This window comes from Paenibacillus hubeiensis, assembly GCF_032334105.1.
In the GTDB taxonomy this organism is placed as follows: Bacteria; Bacillota; Bacilli; order Paenibacillales; family Paenibacillaceae; genus Paenibacillus; species Paenibacillus hubeiensis.
Window position 1 is genome coordinate 91,908 of the sequence record NZ_JAVYAE020000009.1, and the last position, 17,504, is coordinate 109,411.

General features: G+C 47.9%; 16 protein-coding genes. 3 read left to right on the plus strand and 13 right to left on the minus strand.

Annotated elements, in window-relative coordinates:
• Positions 1–51 precede the first annotated feature (51 nt).
• The 8 genes from bshC to RSX24_RS21235 all read right to left on the minus strand — a co-directional run bounded on the left by bshC (position 52) and on the right by RSX24_RS21235 (position 9,694).
• Complete coding sequence (gene bshC / locus RSX24_RS21200; RefSeq protein WP_343261713.1) at positions 52–1,683, minus strand: bacillithiol biosynthesis cysteine-adding enzyme BshC; 1,632 nt, start codon at positions 1,681–1,683, stop codon at positions 52–54.
• 190 nt (positions 1,684–1,873) lie between these two features.
• A complete protein-coding gene (locus tag RSX24_RS21205; RefSeq protein WP_343261714.1) occupies positions 1,874–3,643 on the minus strand; it encodes an ABC transporter ATP-binding protein in 1,770 nt (589 codons plus the stop codon).
• Positions 3,644–3,660: 17 nt separating this feature from the next.
• A complete protein-coding gene (locus RSX24_RS21210; protein WP_236416638.1) occupies positions 3,661–4,575 on the minus strand; it encodes an ABC transporter permease in 915 nt (304 codons plus the stop codon).
• Between the two features lie 2 nt (positions 4,576–4,577).
• Positions 4,578–5,510 carry an ABC transporter permease gene (locus RSX24_RS21215; RefSeq protein WP_236416639.1) on the minus strand — a complete coding sequence of 311 codons (933 nt, stop codon included), beginning with the start codon at positions 5,508–5,510 and terminating at the stop codon, positions 4,578–4,580.
• Between the two features lie 191 nt (positions 5,511–5,701).
• Complete coding sequence (locus RSX24_RS21220) at positions 5,702–7,408, minus strand: peptide ABC transporter substrate-binding protein (RefSeq protein WP_339273850.1); 1,707 nt, start codon at positions 7,406–7,408, stop codon at positions 5,702–5,704.
• Positions 7,409–7,560: 152 nt separating this feature from the next.
• Positions 7,561–7,935, minus strand: coding sequence for a DUF3397 domain-containing protein (locus tag RSX24_RS21225; RefSeq protein ID WP_236416641.1), 375 nt, complete (start codon positions 7,933–7,935; stop codon positions 7,561–7,563).
• Between the two features lie 17 nt (positions 7,936–7,952).
• On the minus strand, positions 7,953–8,900 hold the full coding sequence (locus RSX24_RS21230; protein WP_343261715.1) for a ketopantoate reductase family protein: 948 nt from the start codon (positions 8,898–8,900) through the stop codon (positions 7,953–7,955).
• Positions 8,901–9,043: 143 nt separating this feature from the next.
• A complete protein-coding gene (locus tag RSX24_RS21235) occupies positions 9,044–9,694 on the minus strand; it encodes an RsfA family transcriptional regulator (RefSeq protein WP_236416643.1) in 651 nt (216 codons plus the stop codon).
• Positions 9,695–10,004: 310 nt separating this feature from the next.
• On the opposite strand from RSX24_RS21235, the gene RSX24_RS21240 reads away from it, so the two are divergent.
• A complete protein-coding gene (locus RSX24_RS21240; protein ID WP_095289941.1) occupies positions 10,005–10,241 on the plus strand; it encodes a DUF2626 domain-containing protein in 237 nt (78 codons plus the stop codon).
• Between the two features lie 199 nt (positions 10,242–10,440).
• Positions 10,441–11,520 (plus strand): hypothetical protein, encoded by a 1,080-nt coding sequence (locus RSX24_RS21245; protein ID WP_343261716.1) that lies wholly within the window; start codon positions 10,441–10,443, stop codon positions 11,518–11,520.
• On the opposite strand, the gene RSX24_RS21250 is transcribed toward RSX24_RS21245, so the two are convergent.
• Positions 11,512–12,807, minus strand: a complete 1,296-nt coding sequence (locus RSX24_RS21250) for an ABC transporter substrate-binding protein (protein ID WP_343261717.1) — start codon at positions 12,805–12,807, stop codon at positions 11,512–11,514. The genes RSX24_RS21245 and RSX24_RS21250 overlap by 9 nt on opposite strands.
• Before the next feature lie 226 nt (positions 12,808–13,033).
• Entirely contained in the window at positions 13,034–14,368 is a 1,335-nt protein-coding gene (locus RSX24_RS21255) for a PhoH family protein (RefSeq protein ID WP_343261718.1), read from the minus strand.
• 152 nt (positions 14,369–14,520) lie between these two features.
• Here RSX24_RS21255 and RSX24_RS21260 point away from each other — a divergent pair, with 152 nt between their 5' ends.
• Positions 14,521–15,204: a YhcN/YlaJ family sporulation lipoprotein gene (locus tag RSX24_RS21260; protein WP_236416648.1), complete on the plus strand. Its 684-nt coding sequence runs from the start codon at positions 14,521–14,523 to the stop codon at positions 15,202–15,204.
• Positions 15,205–15,211: 7 nt separating this feature from the next.
• On the opposite strand, the gene RSX24_RS21265 is transcribed toward RSX24_RS21260, so the two are convergent.
• From RSX24_RS21265 to RSX24_RS21275, 3 genes are all read right to left on the minus strand, one after another.
• The gene (locus RSX24_RS21265) at positions 15,212–15,664 is read right to left on the minus strand and encodes a pyridoxamine 5'-phosphate oxidase family protein (protein ID WP_236416649.1); all 453 of its coding nucleotides are present in this window, start codon (positions 15,662–15,664) and stop codon (positions 15,212–15,214) included.
• 198 nt (positions 15,665–15,862) lie between these two features.
• The gene (locus RSX24_RS21270) at positions 15,863–16,921 is read right to left on the minus strand and encodes an LCP family protein (RefSeq protein WP_343261719.1); all 1,059 of its coding nucleotides are present in this window, start codon (positions 16,919–16,921) and stop codon (positions 15,863–15,865) included.
• A gap of 88 nt (positions 16,922–17,009) precedes the next feature.
• Positions 17,010–17,306: a YlaH-like family protein gene (locus tag RSX24_RS21275; RefSeq protein WP_236416651.1), complete on the minus strand. Its 297-nt coding sequence runs from the start codon at positions 17,304–17,306 to the stop codon at positions 17,010–17,012.
• Positions 17,307–17,504 lie beyond the last annotated feature (198 nt).

The following is a 17,504-nucleotide window of genomic DNA, read 5'->3' on the forward strand; positions in this document are numbered from 1 at the left end:
CCTTCATCCTCCTAAACATGTGATTGCTTCTATATCTTTTCGAGCTTTCGATTACAACCGGATGACCTGGTGCTGCCCGGTGAATTCGGATTGGCTTCCAATCAAACGCTCGATCCACTCTGTACCATACTGGTTCAAGTAAAATAGAACATTATGGACCCTCTCCTGCGGTTTGTTCGTTGGGAAAAGGGAAGCCTGGATACCATTCCAGTGACGCAGCCCCGCCTCATGTTTCTCCGCAATGGCCCGATGCGTCTGCTGCTGCATATATTGGACCTGTTCTCCAATCTTGCGCAAATTGGTTTCGCCGATTCGTCCAAGTCCGGCTTGGATTTCCGCCAATCGGTCCAGCAAGGGCCGATACACGGTTTCTATAGCCTGTTGTGCTTTTGCAAACTCTTCCTCCACAGCCAACGTTTCCTGGCCGTCCAGCCATTGCTGCTTGCGCTCTTCAAGACGATACTGAACATCCTGAAACGAAAGACCGTATTGCTGCATATGTTTGTGGTGGATGTCTTCCAAAATGGTAAAAGAAAGACGCGGCAACAGAATGGGCATTTGCAAACCAAACTGTCTGAAGGCTTCACGGGTCAATCCCCAATATGCGATCTCTCCATGTCCCAAAATAACGGCCAGAACCGGCAGCACAGAGTCTTGCATTAACGGCCTTGTCAGCACGTTGTTGCTGAAACGTTCGGGATGTTCGGCGAGCTCCTGAAGCAGCCGATCTTCCGTGAAGGACACCAGTCCCTTCCGATCGCCGAATAAGCCATCCTTGTAAGTTAACAACAGGCGTGCGCCCTGATGGATGTAGAACAAATTGGCCCCGTCTTCGGCAACTTCTGCCGGCATGTCATAGCCAGCCCCCACAACCTGGGAAGCTCCTTGCAAATAAGCGTGTCGCAGCACATCGTTCTTGCGAATCATGTTCGCAAACACCGGTTGTTCCAACGCCCGCAGTCCCTGCTCTGCCGCATCCATAAGAACAAGCCCGCTTCCTCCGAACAGGGCGGACAACATTCTGGCAAACGCATCGCTGAGATTGGAGCTGGATTCGTGAATGTCCCTAAGCAGTTTAACCAGTCCCGGTTTATGTACTGTATCAGGCAAGAGCTGTTCCACCTGCTCGATGGCATTCTTCCATTGGTCTGCATCCACATGAACGCTGCTCACCGAATCCCGTCCGCTAAATCGCCCGTGCAGCTTTACTTTGACGATGTTCCCATTGCGGTCGGGCAAGAACGTGTGATTCACCTCGTCCCAGTCATGGTCTTCACCAGCAATCCAGAAAACAGGCACGACAGGACGCCCGAGCTTGGCTTCGGCTTCGCGTGCAGCCGCAATCACACTGGCAGCCTTGTAAATAACGAACAACGGACCTGTAAAAAGACCGCTCTGCTGTCCGCCCGTCACAACCAGCGCACCTTGCTGGCTCAATCGTTCCAGCGATTGACGAACTTCCGGGTGATCGTTCAAACGCCGATTATATATACTCAAGTATTCCACCAGATTCTGACGATGCACTCGCGCGTGTTCGGTTTCATCCAGCCATTGGGCACGCGCCGAGAGATTGGAATCAAAGTGAACGTCATATTCATAAAGGGCTCTCACAGCATCACGCGAACAAATATAATCTTCAGCCAGCCGTGATCCGCTGCGGAGCGCCTCGGGTATTCCTTTCATGAGGTCTGCCTCCTATTCTGCTTCAAAGAGCCTTTCTTGATTGTACTCAATAGTAGGCCTCTACGTCAAAAGAAAGTATGCCTTGTTCCCTTAAATTCCAGCTTTAACTATGATAACAATTGAAAACAAAAAACCGCCGATCGCTCGGCGGTTTGATTAAATCGATAATGGCATCTGGCTTGATGACATATTATACGTACGGTTCTGCTACCCAGTGCCCTTTGGATACTTCGATCAATTGGGCATTTTGCAGATTGTAAGGATCGTTTACAGGACCGCCCGAAGCATTCTGAATCGGTCCGGATTGTTCGTCCGGAAGCAAAATGCGGCGTTTGCTGCGTTCCACCTCGGGATCCGGAACCGGAATCGCCGACAGCAGCGTTTTGGTGTAAGGGTGCACCGGATTGGAGTAAAGCTCTTCGCTTTCTGCCAGTTCCACCACTTTCCCCATGTACATTACCGCAACTCGGTCACTGATATGTTTAACCATGGAAAGATCATGCGCAATGAACAGGTAAGTCAGGCCAAGACGCTGCTGAAGTTCTTCCAGCAATTTGACGACCTGAGCCTGAATCGAAACGTCCAACGCCGACAACGGCTCGTCACAGATAATGAATTTAGGGTCAACGGCCAAGGCGCGTGCAATCCCGATCCGTTGTCTTTGACCACCCGAGAATTCGTGCGGGTAACGCAGCGCATGGCTTGGATTCAACCCGACCAGGTCAAGCAGCTCCTCTACCCGTTTTTTCCGTTCTGCTCGGCTGGAAGCCAAACCGTGGATATCCAAAGATTCACCGATAATATCCATGACATTGAAACGCGGGTTCAACGATGCATATGGATCTTGGAAGATCATTTGCATGTCTTTGCGCATTTCTTTCATCTTGCGGGGAGACAGCTTATAAATATCCGTTCCGTTGAAGTTTACGTTTCCGCCCGATGGTTCGTACAAACGCAGAATCGTACGGCCGGTTGTCGATTTACCGCAACCCGACTCGCCTACAACGCCCAGCGTTTCCCCTTCGAAAATGTCAAAGCTCACATCATTAACGGCTTTCAGGATGTTGCCTTTGCCCAGATTGAAGTATTGTTTGAGGTTTTTAACCTGCACGAGAGGTTTATTTTCCCCTTTAACAATGCCTACCGGAGTCGGTTTTTCCTTTTTAGGCTCATCCAAACGCGGCAGAGCGTTCAGCAATTTAATCGTGTATGGATGCTGAGGATTGCTGAAAATTTCATCGGTTGTACCTGTTTCGACAACCTCGCCTTCTTTCATGACCACGACACGGTCACACATACCTGCTACGACGCCAAGGTCATGCGTAATCAGCATGATGGAAGTGCCGAGCTTTTGCTGCATGTCTTTCATAACATCCAGAATTTGAGCCTGGATCGTTACGTCAAGCGCTGTAGTTGGTTCGTCCGCGATCAGCAATGATGGGCGGCAAGCCAAGGCAATGGCGATCATTACACGCTGACGCATACCACCTGAAAATTGGTGCGGATAGTGCCCCATCCGGATTTCCGGGTTTTTGATGCCGACAAGCTTGAGCATTTCCAGGGCGCGGGCTTCCGCTTCCTTTTTGGACATGTTCTGATGCTTGCGAAGCACCTCGGTAATTTGTTTACCGACTTTGATCGTTGGGTTGAGCGATGTCATCGGATCTTGGAAAATCATACCGATATCTTTACCGCGAATCGCTTCCATTTCTTTATCCGTTTTATTCAATAGGCTCTGACCTTGAAAAACGATCTCTCCATTTTTAACGATGGAAGGCGGGGAGGGGATCAGCTTCATGATGGTCTGAGCGGTAACGCTTTTACCACTACCGGACTCACCAACGATTCCCAGCGTTTCTCCTTTGCCTAATTCGAAACTAACATTTTTTACGGCATCAAATACCCCCGAGCGCGTTTTAAACGAAACGCTCAGATCTTTGACTGTTAAAATCGTCTCCATAATCCCACCTCCTATTTCTATTTACGTAATTTCGGATCCAGCGCATCCCGGAGTCCGTCGCCGAGCAAGTTGAAAGCAAGCATCGTCAATACCATCAGGCCGGCAGGGAACCACATCCGCCAAGGATACAGCGTCCAGCCTGTAAGAGCGTCATTGATCATCGATCCCAGGGAAGATCTCGGAGCGGATACACCCAGACCAAGGAAGCTCAGGAACGCTTCCGCAAAGATCGCATTCGGGATAGACAATGTCAATGTAACGATAATCGGGCCAACCGCATTAGGCAGCAAATGACGGAACAACTGGCGTCCCGTGCTTGCACCCATCGAGCGTGCGGCGAGAATAAAATCTCTGTTTTTCAGCTGCATGATCTCCCCGCGAACGATCCAGGACATGCTAATCCAGCCGGTAATCGTCAATGCGATAATAATGGTTGTCAAGCTTGGCTCCAGAACGACCAGCAGCAGGATAACAACCAACATATAAGGAAGAGAGTACAAAATTTCGGAGAACTTGTTCATGATTCCGTCTACGCGTCCGCCGTAAAAACCCATGATCGCACCATAAATGACCCCGATCACAAGGTCAATCAAGGCAGCCGCCAGGCCGACCGTCAGGGATACCCGTGCACCGACCCAAGTTCTTACCCAAATATCACGGCCGAGTTCGTCCGTGCCGAACCAATGCTCTGCGCTTGGCGCCATATTGGCGTTCAACAAATCATTGGAGTAATAGTTGTAGCTTGTAAAGATCGAAGTTGGACCAATGATCGAAAAAAGAACAACAAGGATGAGAACGCCCAAGCTGATCATCGCAACTTTGTTGCTTGCCAGCCTGTACATCGCGTCTTTCCACAGCGATACGCTTTCCTGCGATTTTACCGCCGGGGCAGCATTCGCCGTTTGTGCATTTTTATTATTTGAGCCAGACAACGTTATGCCCCCTTCTTGCTTTCCAGCTTAATTCTAGGATCAACCAGTACATAGGCGATATCTGTCAAGAAACGAGCGAGCATCAACAGAACGCCGTAAAAGATCGTGATCCCCATAATCATCGTATAGTCACGGTTTGTAATACTTTCGACAAACACTTTACCAATACCGCCGATGTTAAAGATTTGCTCGATAACGACCGAACCGGTGATGATGTTTGCAGTCATTGGACCCACATAAGTTACGACCGGCAAAATGCCGTTACGCACAACGTGTCTGAACATGATAGCAGGCCATTTCAAACCTTTGGCTTTCGCTGTTTTGATATAATCCGCATGCAATACTTCCAACATGCTAGAACGGGTCAAACGGGCAATGAACGCGATCGGGGATGCCGAAAGCGCGGCTACCGGGAGAACGTAGTCAAGCGGGCCATCGAAGCCCATGACGTTGAACCATCCCAACTTGTAGGCAAACACGTACTGGATCAGCGACGCCAGCAAAAAGCTCGGCACGGCGATCCCGATGACGGCAAGTACCATCGTAATATCGTCGATCAGCTTGCGGTGGTAGACTGCCGCCAACAAACCTAGCAGTACCCCCACGACGATCGAAATGATGATCGCAAAGATGCCGAGACGCAACGAAGCCGAAAACGTTTGAACGATCATATCGGAAACGTCCTGATTCAGGTATTTCATGGAAACGCCGAAATCACCTTGCACGATCCCGCCCATGTACTTCAAATACTGCTCAAACAGGGATTTGTCCAATCCGTATTTCTGCTCGAGCAATGCCCGGATTTCAGGAGACACCTTTTTCTCGGAGGTAAAAGGGTCTCCCGGAATGGCTTTCATCAAGAAGAATGTTGCCGATGCCAGTATGAAAAGCGATAGCAGCACGAATAGCAGTTTTTTCAAAACATACTTAACCAACCCTTGCACACCTCCAAAAACAATATTTTGTATACAAATCGATTGTAGAATTAGACAATGCGTCTTGTCCAATCCAGTTATCGGAAATTTCAAGAATTATAAGGAAAATCGGCTCACATACAAAAAAATCGGGATATATATGGAAAACCACATATATATCCCGAAGCATTCATATAGACTTCAGAACAACTTTACTTCGCTTCCAAATATGCGCGAGTGAAGTCGATCGCTCCACTAAAATCAAGTTGTACGCCTTTCAGGTAAGGCTTAGTCAAAGATACGTTAGTGTAATAGTAGATTGGCAGGACCGCCATGTCGTCCTGAACCAGGACTTTTTCAGCGTCAGCAAATGCAGCCATACGCTTAGCAGGATCAGTTTCTTTCACAGTTGCTTTAACGTCTTTGTCGAACTGTTCGTTGCTGTATTTAGGATCATTGTTTGTGTTGCCAGTTGTCCACATTTCCAAGAAGTTGTACGGATCGTTATAGTCCGCAGACCATCCCGCACGAGCGATTTGGAAGTTTTGGTTTTGGCGGTTCTCAAGGAATACGCCCCACTCTTGGTTTTCCGTTTTCACGTCAACGCCAAGATTTTGTTTCCACATATCAGCGATCGCCAGAGCAATTTTCGCATGACCGTCACTTGTGTTGTAGATCAAAGTAACTTGCGGCAAAGTTGTGTAGCCTTCTTCTTTCATACCTTCTTCAAGCAATTTTTTAGCTTGTTCTACGTCTTCTTTGAAGTAGTCGTCTTTGTGTTCGTCACGGAATTCGCCGTTTTCACCGCGGATACCTGGAGGAACGAAACCGAATGCCGGAATTTGTCCGCCTTGCGTTACTTTGTCAACGATCAGTTGACGGTTGATCGACATCGCGAAAGCTTGACGGATTTTTTTGTTGTTGAAAGGTGCTTCATTTACGTTAAACAAATAGTAATACGTACTTGCAATACCTGTAGCTTTGAACTCGTCCGGCAATTCAGCTTTTACAGACGGGATTTGATCCGTAGGAACTTCACCGTTAGGTGCACCCGTGTAATCCAATTGACCGGATTTGTAAGCTTGCAGTTCGGATGCGCTGCTGCTAGTCAGGGACATGTTGATTTCAGACAGTTTGATTTCGCTTGCAGCATGGTAAGATTCGTTTTTCTTCACAACGATTTTTTGACCTTTAAGGAAAGAATCCATTGTGAACGGTCCGTTAACGATCATGTTTTTGTAATCCGTAAAGAACTTGTCGTTTGTATCAGCAGACTTGTGTACTGGGTAGTACGTATAGAATGCTGTCAAACCCAAGAAGTAAGGCGTTGGGTTTTCCAAAGTTACTTCCAGTGTATGCTCATCGGTAGCTTTCACACCAACTTGGGAGAAATCAGTGATTTTTTCGCCTTTGAACGACTCATCAGTGCTGCGGTTGAAGCCTTCCGCACCTTTAATGTAGTAAAGCTGATAAGCGTAAGGAGATGCTGTTTCCGGTTTCAAAGCGCGTTCCCAAGAACGAACGAAGTCTTCCGCAGTGATTGGATCGCCGTTGCTCCATTTCGCTTCAGGGTCCAAGTTAAACACATATTTCAGGCCGTCTTCAGAAACCTTCCAGTCTTTAGCAACGCCTGCAGCTTCTTTGCCGTCAGCGTCAATGCGAACGAGGCCTTCATACAAGAATTTCAGAACCGTGTTGGTTTGGCTGTCTTTTGCTTGTGCCGGGTCCAACGTAGGAGGTTCAGCTGTCAGGTTAATTTTGAGCACTTGGTCTTTTGCAAGACCGGCTTCTTCGCCTGCAGAACCAGTTCCTGTGTTGTTGTTGCTGCTTGTGCCTTCATTTTTCGATCCGCACGCTGCAAGTACGGTACCGAACGCCAAAATCAGCGTCAAAAGGACTAATAGACTTTTCCTTTTCATCTAACACTTTCCCCCTAAATTGATGTGGTTTATGTTTATAGATTATACAACCACCGGTCAAAAAAATCTACATTACTTTTTCAGAAAGTAATGTTTTTTTTCACTTTTCGACAAATTCGACACCGTTTTCGAAGTTTTTGTGTTATGTATGCTCACATGATATTGATGAAATATCTAAAAAGCCCAAATACAGTAAATAGAATATAAGAGAAACTCATCACGACGAAAGCCATGCGCCAAACGACCCGGAACATTCGAACCCCATCGACCCTGCCCTTAAGCCTATTTTGGGCTCCTCCGATCAGTCCCAGCGCGATTAGTATGAGGAGAAGGGTCAAATAAAATCCAAATTGCGTATCAAATGTCAAATTGAATAATGCCGAGACCGAAAAAATCAAAAATAGAGTCGTTACGTCCATTGCGACTTTGAAAGCAGCCCGCTTGTTCTTCTTCCATGCAACCATGGCCAAATACGTAATGATAAACGGGAAAAAGGGCAGCACGCTCAATCCGATGAAAATTCCCATCAACTCACTCCTTCCGTTTACATGCCTTCAATCAGGCGATACATCGTTTCATGCATCGGAGCCGGCAAACCGCAACGCTGGGCAAGCATGACGAACTGGCCGTTGATCGATTCAATTTCAGTGCGGCGCCCGGATTGAACATCTGCCAGCATCGAAGAGGTATTGGAAGCCGTCGATCGACATACGGAAAGGATCTGTTCCCACCAGTCCGGGTCCATTTCGATTCCTGCTGCAGCAAGAATGTTCATTCCTTCATCATACAGCTGGCGCATGACAGCAATGCGTTCCTCACGCGACAGCAGTTCACCGTTCGGTATTCTCCACAATGCCGTTAGCGGATTGATGACCGCATTGATCATCCATTTTCTGTGAACCATCCTCTCGATTTGATTCGACGCAATCCCGTCAAATCCTGCCTGGCACAGCATCAGGGCTACATCCGCCGCCGAACTTCGGCCGACATTCGCCGACTGATTTCCACGGGCATCCTTGCTTTCGCCAATCCAAGTTTGGCCATGCCCTGCACGATGCACATCCCCGCCATCGCGTTTTGCCCCTTCGGTCGTGACTGCGCTGAATATTCGCCAAGAAGGAAACGCCTTTTCCAGTTTTTCGATATGTCCCAATCCGTTCTGAAAACAAACTGCGTTCACCGGCTTGGTTTGTAGACCGTCCATGCTTTGAATCGCTTCATCCATTCCCGTCTGCTTGACCATTAGAAACAGCCAATCACCCGGAGCACGATTCCATTCATCAAGAAGCCCGGAAATCGGCTGTGCTTGGACGTTTTCCGGTGAAAGCACATGCACGGCGCCGCCAGATTCGAGGGCCCGAATTCCTTGAGCGCGCAGCTGCTTCGACTGCTCTTCCGTTCTTGTCCAAAACCGGACTTGGTGCCGTACGGCTTGGAGCTTGGTTCCAAACAGCAGGCCTAGTGCCCCAGCCCCGATAATATCAATAATCATGCGACACCTCTTTTTTCGTTCATCATGCCTTTCTTCTATCTATAATAGAACAAAAATACGAAACAAAAAACCCGTCTGATCCGCCGTTTGTAACGGAGATGTGACGGGCTGGTTCAAATGAGTAGTCCAGAATCATTAACGAACTACTCAATCCGCTCCAAATTTCCATTGGCATCCATTTTGAAGCGAGTCTTGATTTCTTCTTCTTCTTCGGACAAAAAAGCAAGCCTGCGCGCACGATCCATGATCTGGATCAATGCTTTGTAATCATCGTTCACCACACGATAATCGGTCTGTACTTCACTGACTTCTTTGGACAGCCTGTCGTTCTCCAATCGAAGCTCCATTAACTCGTCTTCTTTTTCGCGCAGTTCCTTCTCCAACATCTTCAACTGGCGGCTGGTTTCCTGGACCGTCCCTTTCCATTGCCTCAAGTAACGAATGACTGCATCCATCGATAGGGATTCTTCGGATACTCCATCCGTCTGATACGCATTCTCTTCCGTATCCATCGGCGCTAATGCGGCCACTTGCGGGCCATGCACGGCAGGCTGTTTCCGGAGATAGCTCCGTTTCTGGCGCTGCGCCTTGGCATTGCTGATGGCAGACTCGTATTTCTTGCGCACACAGCTGTTCCAGCGAAATCCGCAAGCGGCAGAAGTCCTGCCGATTTTTTCGCCCACTTCCTCAAAAGCTGCAAGCTGGGTACTGCCTTCGCGAATATGCCGCAATGTCACCTCCGCCAAGATCAAATCATCTTCTGTACTCCACGCATCCTGTCTAACTGCAGTCATGCTATATACCCTCCTAACAACATCCATAATAACCATTCACCAGCCGATGCCCGTCGTGTGAATTCAGACATAAAAGCTGCTTTACTCATTCATATGCCTCTCATAGAGTTCATAGAATTGATTTCATACTAAAATGTATTTCCACATTTATTAGCCTCCATACGTAACATATGAAAACAGGGTGAAATATAACTTGTCACCGACGGAAAAGAATCCCCTTTTACCCCCGTTTAGGTTTACACGAATTTCCTTTAACGGTATAATGTTGAGGAAGTATATCTATGAACGTACATAGAGAGGAGGACTAACCGTGGCACGCATGTTTCGGGTACTCGGCTTCTTCACGCTGACTATTGGCCTCATGGCCTTTGCTGGAGATCTCGTTGAAATGGCTTTGCTGTTTTTCCTGCAGACTGCGTTTTTCGTCATTTTGGGATATTTGAAATTTACCGAGAGAACATACATCTTGCTCTTCTGGGGATATATGATCGTAACGTTCACCGGTTTCAGCTATTGGACCGTATTCCAGATGGGACTGCCGCTTTAATCCGCCATCATGCAAGCAATCCGGCTGCTGCCGGATTGCTTTTTTGCCGTTTGTTGACGTACGTTTGGAATATTTCCATACCATCGCTACGAAGCAGCCAGCTTTTATTGAGGATAATTCCGCTTTCGGTTTCATATATTGTTCTCAGGACTTGAAGCTTGTACGATGAAACTATTCACACAGAGAGGAGAATGAACTGGTGAAGGGTCGATCCGCCATTGCTGCCCTGGTCTGTGCCTTGTTATGCATACAACTTACATCGACCTATGTTTATGGAGAAGATTACTCCCCTGAGGAAACTCGCGCCCTGCTGCAAAAAAGCCTTTCGATCGTCGAGATTGACCATGAGATTGAACGGATCGAGGAACGGCAGCAGCAGCTCGGCCAGGAGCAACAACTACTGCAGGTTCAGCTTCGGGAACAGGAAAACGAGATACATATTCAACAGGATCGGGCCGGGGAAGTGGTCAGGTCCTATTATATGGGGGAACGCGATAGCCTGCTTATGGCCGTCTTGGGTGCCAGATCGCTTAAGGATTTATTCGTATTATATGATTATTATCAGATCATTATTGGCAGGGATCGGGCGGTTCTCGACAAATACCAGGAAAGGTATGACAGCATGCTGCAAACCTCCCTGCGGATTTCCGAAACCACCGACGAATTAAACGTTTTAAAAGCCGGTTTGCAGAACCAGCGGAAACGCGTTGCCGCGCTTCAAAACGAGGTGGATGGCGAGTTGGCCAAAAGCGATAATGCTGCGGCCATTCAGAAGCTGATGGAGGAATTGACGAATTACTGGGAAAACATCGGCATTTATGAAGTCAAACGTTACTTCAAGGCGCTCGCAGCGGCCATGCAAAATCTGCCGCAGTTCATCCAAGAGCAAAATGGGGGGATCTCCACGACAGGAACGACGTACACGATTCGAATCGGGCAGGATGAACTTAATGCATTTTTGCGCGAACAAGATCCGATTTTTGAAAACTTTGCTTTTCAGTTTGACGAGAACAAGATTACGGCCGCGGGACAGCGTGACGAACTGCAGTTAAGCATCGAGGGTCATTACACGGTTGAAAACGAGCCACAAAATTCCATCCGATTTCATGTGAACAAACTGGTATTTAACCAGTTCGAACTGCCCGATACAACCCGCCGCATGTTGGAACGTGAATTCGATCTTGGTTTCTATCCCCAGAAGATTCTATCCTTCGTCAAAGCCACGGATGTATCGACCAGCAAAGGTGTTCTTGAAGTGAAGCTCGCCATCTCATTCTGACCCGTTCGCGTGAATTTCCAAAATACGTTTCACGTACTGTTCGGCCTTTAGTTTTCCCCGGAACAGCTGTTCCATACTCGTACTGTAATCGTGCAGCTGGGATTGGCCGATTTCGTGCATGCTTTCTCCCTTGCCCCATGTTTCTCCGTTCGTTAACTTAAATTGGTTTTCGAGCATTTCCATTTCTGCATGCAATTGCTCCTGCCTGGCAGGCATTCGGCCTGTACGGCTGGACCATTCGGCTTGAATGATAACGGATGTCATGCCTTCAATCCATTTGCTGGCATGTTCGGAAACGGATGAACCGGCTGTAATTACGAAGCTTCTGGAATGAACCATGGCAAGTCCGGCCAACGTGACGGACGCCTTGGAATCCTGGCTTCCCAGGATTCCGCCCCCCTTCTTGGACGCTTCGCTCCCTTTCTTCCACTGTGCCAATGATGTGACAACCATCGGAAGCTGATCCGGATTCGCTGCAGTTGCTGAAGTTTCGTTTCCATCGAAAGCTACAACATATTTTGGCATCGTGTTTAATAATTGCAGCGCTTCCCGTTCTTCTTTGTTGGGTTCGGCCCAGTTGGCAGGATTCATCCGAGTCGGAACAAGCTTTGGATGGATCTGATTCAGCCACGCACTGATCGCAAATGGATCGCTTGCATCCAATCCGAGCAGTTTTTCCTGGCTCGATGCCCCCCTTCCTTTTACAAATGCATTCCATTGCTCCGCGGTGAGCAAGGGGGAATCCAGTCCTGCTTTGTTGATAAGGAACGGTCTGGATGCCACAACATATGCATCAAAATCAAAAGGCATTGCCCATTGATAGCCATTCCACTCGGCACTCTTCCTGAAGCGCAGAACGGTGTCTCCCGCCGATTTGGCCAAAGACGTGCCATTTAGAGGATATAAATTCCCCCGTTTGGCATAATGCTGCACCTCTGCATTGTCCATCAAAATGACGTCTCCGCCTTCTCCCAGCGCAAACTCTTGATTTAAAACCTGTTTATATGTATCTGGTTCTACATTTCGGAGCTGAATCTCTACGTGCTGCAATTCCGCAACCTGCTTGGCGATTTCTTGAAATGGCTTGAAATCCTCTGAAGACATGGAAACAACGATTTCTACCGGTGCTTGCTGCTCCTCGTTTCTGGATGAGGTCCCTGGAAAAGAATCTTCCTCCTGTTTCTTTTCCGGATTCAATGGCGTACCTCGAAAATCAAAGCTCGGGGACAAAATAGTCAGCGACAGCAGCAGTACGGCGAACAAAACCACTTGATGTCTCCGCTTCATTAAATATTCTCCCCCTCAATGCCTAGTTTTTCCTGCAACATTCATTGTAACAAAAAAATGATGCTATTGTCCTATTGATGCTAAAAAACAGCCTTCCGGCTTTTTGCCATACTTTGAGCATAACGCGTTCTGTCCAATATCCATTCGATCTTTTTTCAGCAAAAAACCGGCTCTAGGAGCCGGTTTGGACCAATCATTTTCCGGGAAATAGTTCCATGTCATCCGATTACAGCAGATCAGCAGCGAGTTGGGCCAGCTTGGAGCGCTCTCCTTTTTCAAGCATGATGTGCCCGCTGATTCCCTCCTGTTTGAACCGTTCTACTACATACGTCAGTCCATTGCTTGCCGAATCAAGATAGGGGTGGTCAATCTGTTCCGGATCCCCCATCAATATGATTTTGCTGCCTTCGCCGACGCGTGATACGATCGTTTTCACTTCATGCCTCGACAAGTTCTGTGCTTCATCCACAATGATGAACTGTCCGGGAATGGACCGGCCGCGAATATACGTTAACGCCTCAACTTGGATGCTGCCAAGCCCCATCAATATTTTGTCGATATCGCCGGCTTTTTTGGTATCGAACAGAAATTCCAAATTATCATAGATCGGCTGCATCCATGGACGCAGCTTCTCCTCCTTTTCTCCCGGCAAATAACCGATATCCTTGCCCATGGGAACAACGGGACGAGCAATCAACAGCTTTTTGTATTTATGGTCATCCTCCACCTTGAGCAATCCGGCTGCCAAAGCGAGCAGCGTCTTCCCTGTTCCCGCCTTGCCGGTAATGGTTACCAGAGGAATATCGTCGTTCAAAAGCAATTCCAGGGCCATGCGCTGTTGTGCATTTCGGGCCACAATTCCCCACACATTATCATTGCTCAAATACAGTGGTTCAAGCCGGGTTCCTTCTCCGTTCACTTTAAGCAACGCCGATTTGTTGGTTCCCATCTCGTCCTTGAGAATCACAAACTCGTTGGGATATAGCATATAAGGCAATTGCAGCGGCTTAATCGGCAAGAAACGATATGTGTAAAACTCATCGATTACCGACGGATGGACTTTAAGCGTTGTATAACCCGAATAAAGCTCGCTCGGCCCCGCTGTCCGATCCGACAAGTAATCCTGAGTGACCAGTCCGAGTACATCGGCCTTGATGCGAACAAGCACGTCTTTGCTGACCAGGACCACCTGAGTCTCTGCATTCTCCTTTTCGTTTTCTTCGATCTGATAATTCAGCGCAACCGCCAAAATCCGATTATCGTTGGATATCTCGCCGAACATTTCCTGCACCTTAACGAAGCTGCGATGATTCAGTTCCACTTTGAGACTGCCTCCGCTGCCAAGCGGCACCCCGCTATGCAAGTGTCCTAACTCGCGCAAACCATCCAGCAACCTGGACACGTTTCTGGCATTACGGCCAATTTCGTCAGCATTTCTTTTTTTGGAGTCAATCTCCTCAAGCACAACCGCGGGAATGATGACCTCATGTTCCTCAAAGGCAAATATGGCATTGGGGTCATGCAAAAGCACGTTGGTATCCAATACAAAAATCTTTTTCATTCAATCCCCTCCAAAGCGGCGTCGTTAAAGGCGTAGATCGGTTGATCTTTCAGCAGCGGCATGGACAATCATCCTCCCATACATAAATGTATTCGTGTAGGACAAAATAATTGTCAACCATTCTGAAAAACTACAGGAAAGGATGAACATTCATGAAAGGTTGGATTTGCGCGCTGCTTCTGATCTTTATACTTACAGGTTGCAGCACAACCACACGCAGTGCTTCGCAGGAGAAAAACACGAATACCCGTGAACATGCAGCAACTCGGCAAGATCTCCAGGGAGGAACCCACAGTCTGAATACTGAAAATCGTCGGATGGAATCCGCAAACACGCACCGTGCCAATGAAAGGTCAGGCCAAACCGTTCGTGAGGCCGAAAACGTAAACCAAACGGGCAAAATGCCCCATGAACAACGCATCACTCATCTGAAAACGTTGGCCAAGAAGGTCGAAGGCGTACGTGATGCCAATTGCGTCATTTTCGGCAATACGGCCATTGTCGGCATCGATGTGGATGGCAAGCTTGATCGGGCACGGGTAGGTACGATTAAATATTCCGTGGCCGAAGCATTGCGCAAAGATCCGGAGGGCGTCGATTCCATCGTAACCGCAGATGCGGACGTCTCCGAACGAATCAAAGAAATCGGAGAGCATATCCGCAAAGGCAATCCGGTATCCGGTTTTGCATCAGAGCTTTCGGACATCGTCGGCCGAATCATCCCCCAATTGCCCAAAGACGTCAAAGTACGCCAAAATCCGAATGAAAACGTCAATACGGAAAGACATATGCAGCAACTGCATTCTTCTGACAGAAAGCAACAAAAAGCCCAGTGATCTCTCACTAGGCTTTTTTCATGGCAGCAAAGACCTGCTGATCGAGTTTCTCTGCAGCTCTTTGATCATATATTTTGACATATTGAGGTACGGAGGCCAATTCGGCTCCATAAAAAAGAGCATTACGTACCGCTTCGATGGAAATGTCGAAACAGCACATGTTGAACGGAACCTCTTGCAGCGGATCTTGTCTCACCGAGGCACGACCGTTGATGGCGTATATCGTGCTTTCTCCAAAAACGGTAACGGTAATCGCCGGGTTGCGGATGATATTGTTCACCAGACGGGAACGATGGTCAAGGGCAATACGAAGCGTAGAAGCATTCTCCGCATAAATCCAGGAGATTACGCTTGACGTGGGTCCGCCGGATTCCGCATCAACGGTAGCCAGCAGCACAAACGTCTCGCTTTTGAATTGCTGCAAAAGGGATTCAGTCAATTGTGTGACAGCTTCAGACATCGAACCAGCCTCCCCAACCTCATCATGCCATGCTTTGTTCATTTCATTGTAGATTTATTCCTATAGAACCCGTATTAATAGAATCACGTTAGGCCACTTCAAATGATGCAGATGTGCATGTTGCAAGTGCTTTGGAGCTTGATGATTAAAGATATTATAACATACGATAGATCAAGCTTCCAATCCCTACCGTGCAGTCTATTCCGATTTCGAAGCGGCGGTCACCTTGCCTTCAAGGGTATCTTTCAAGGCTTGTTTGGCATTTGCCAGCTCCGTCTCATTGATATAAACATAAGGGCTTTTCCATTCGCCGGTCACCGGCGTGTAATGCACGTCTTCTTTGGAAATATTCCAGTAGGTTGCAATCAGATTTTTCATCTGGTCGGATTCCACGTCGGTGGTCATGTTGTTATCGATCGCACCGATCACTTTGCTAATCTTCGTTATGCCACCTAACGATTTCAGCTGGTCAAGCATGGAATTCAGCACCTGGTTTTGACGTTGATTGCGGTCAAAATCATTCGATTCCGCCGTTTTCGGGCTGCAATTCGATTTCCGGTAACGTACAAAATCCAGGGCCTTTTTGCCATCCAAATGTTGCGGGCCTGCCACGAGATTAATATCCGTTCCATCTGCCGTATCGCGGTAACACATGTTTTTGTCCACCGTGACATCCACGCCGCCGACCGCATCCACGCCATCCCGAAATGCCTGGAAATTCAAGACTGTTGCGTAATTGATATCGACATCCAGATATTTGCTCATCATGTCCTTCATCTGGTCCTCGGCCTTTTTGCCGCTTGTTTTTTCCTGTGCCTTGAATCTTGGATAATAAGCATTCAGTTTGTTGCTTTTATATCCATCCAGGACGATGCGTGTATCGCGAGGCAGGGAAACAATGGTGGCCGTTTTGGTAGCCGGATTCATCGCTGCAACCATCACCACGTCTGACAGATAGGTTCCGGTCTCCGGGCGATTATCGGTACCCAGCAGAAGCATCGTCAACGGTTTGCTTTGAGCTTCCATGCCGGAAGGCACAGGTTTGTCAATTCCGGTGTGGGCAACTTGATTATAGATCCAATACAAGTACCCTCCGCCTGCAATGATGCAGATGAAAAGCAAGCCCAATACAACTTTGGCAAAGGTACGTTTCCGTTTCTTCTTGGGCGGCTTTTTCTTTCCGTTATTCGATCCGGAAGGGCTTGTTGTTCCGGCTGCCTTCCTTCGCGGAGGAAGCCCGTTCGAATTCGAGTTCATATCCTCAACACCTTTATCACATCTGTTTTTTGCCTTTAAAAAGACAACCGTTTCCCCGAAGGAAAACGGAAGTATATACGGGCATATGTCATGAATTACGTGCGGTGGATTCCGCTTTTTTCTTTTGTCGGCCTTCGATAAAATACCTGATCCGCACAAGCAGCATCAATCCTACGGCCACAAGCAGGCACTGGATGATCGGCAGCTTGTCGATCTGAAAAACAAGAAGCATGAATGTGCCCATCGCCATCAAAATATACAGAAAGATTTCCTTAACGAGCGGTAATTTCTGACGAACCCGAAACACCTTGTTATACACGTAAGTAATCAGCACAAAGATGACGATGTAGGCTACGATCGGGTGTGACGCGAACCATGCTTGCATGCATAGCCAGCTCCTTTCGCAAATCATGCTTGGGTGATATAAGTTAAACACATTGCTGATGAGTCAAAACCCGGTGCATCTGCCTGCCAAGTGGCCGTTCCGGTTGCGGGTCGTTCTTCCGACCTTCGTTATCACCGGATTTTTTTGATCAACATACATAAGGAGAAAATCCGGGATAAAGGCGGACGCTTTGCTTCT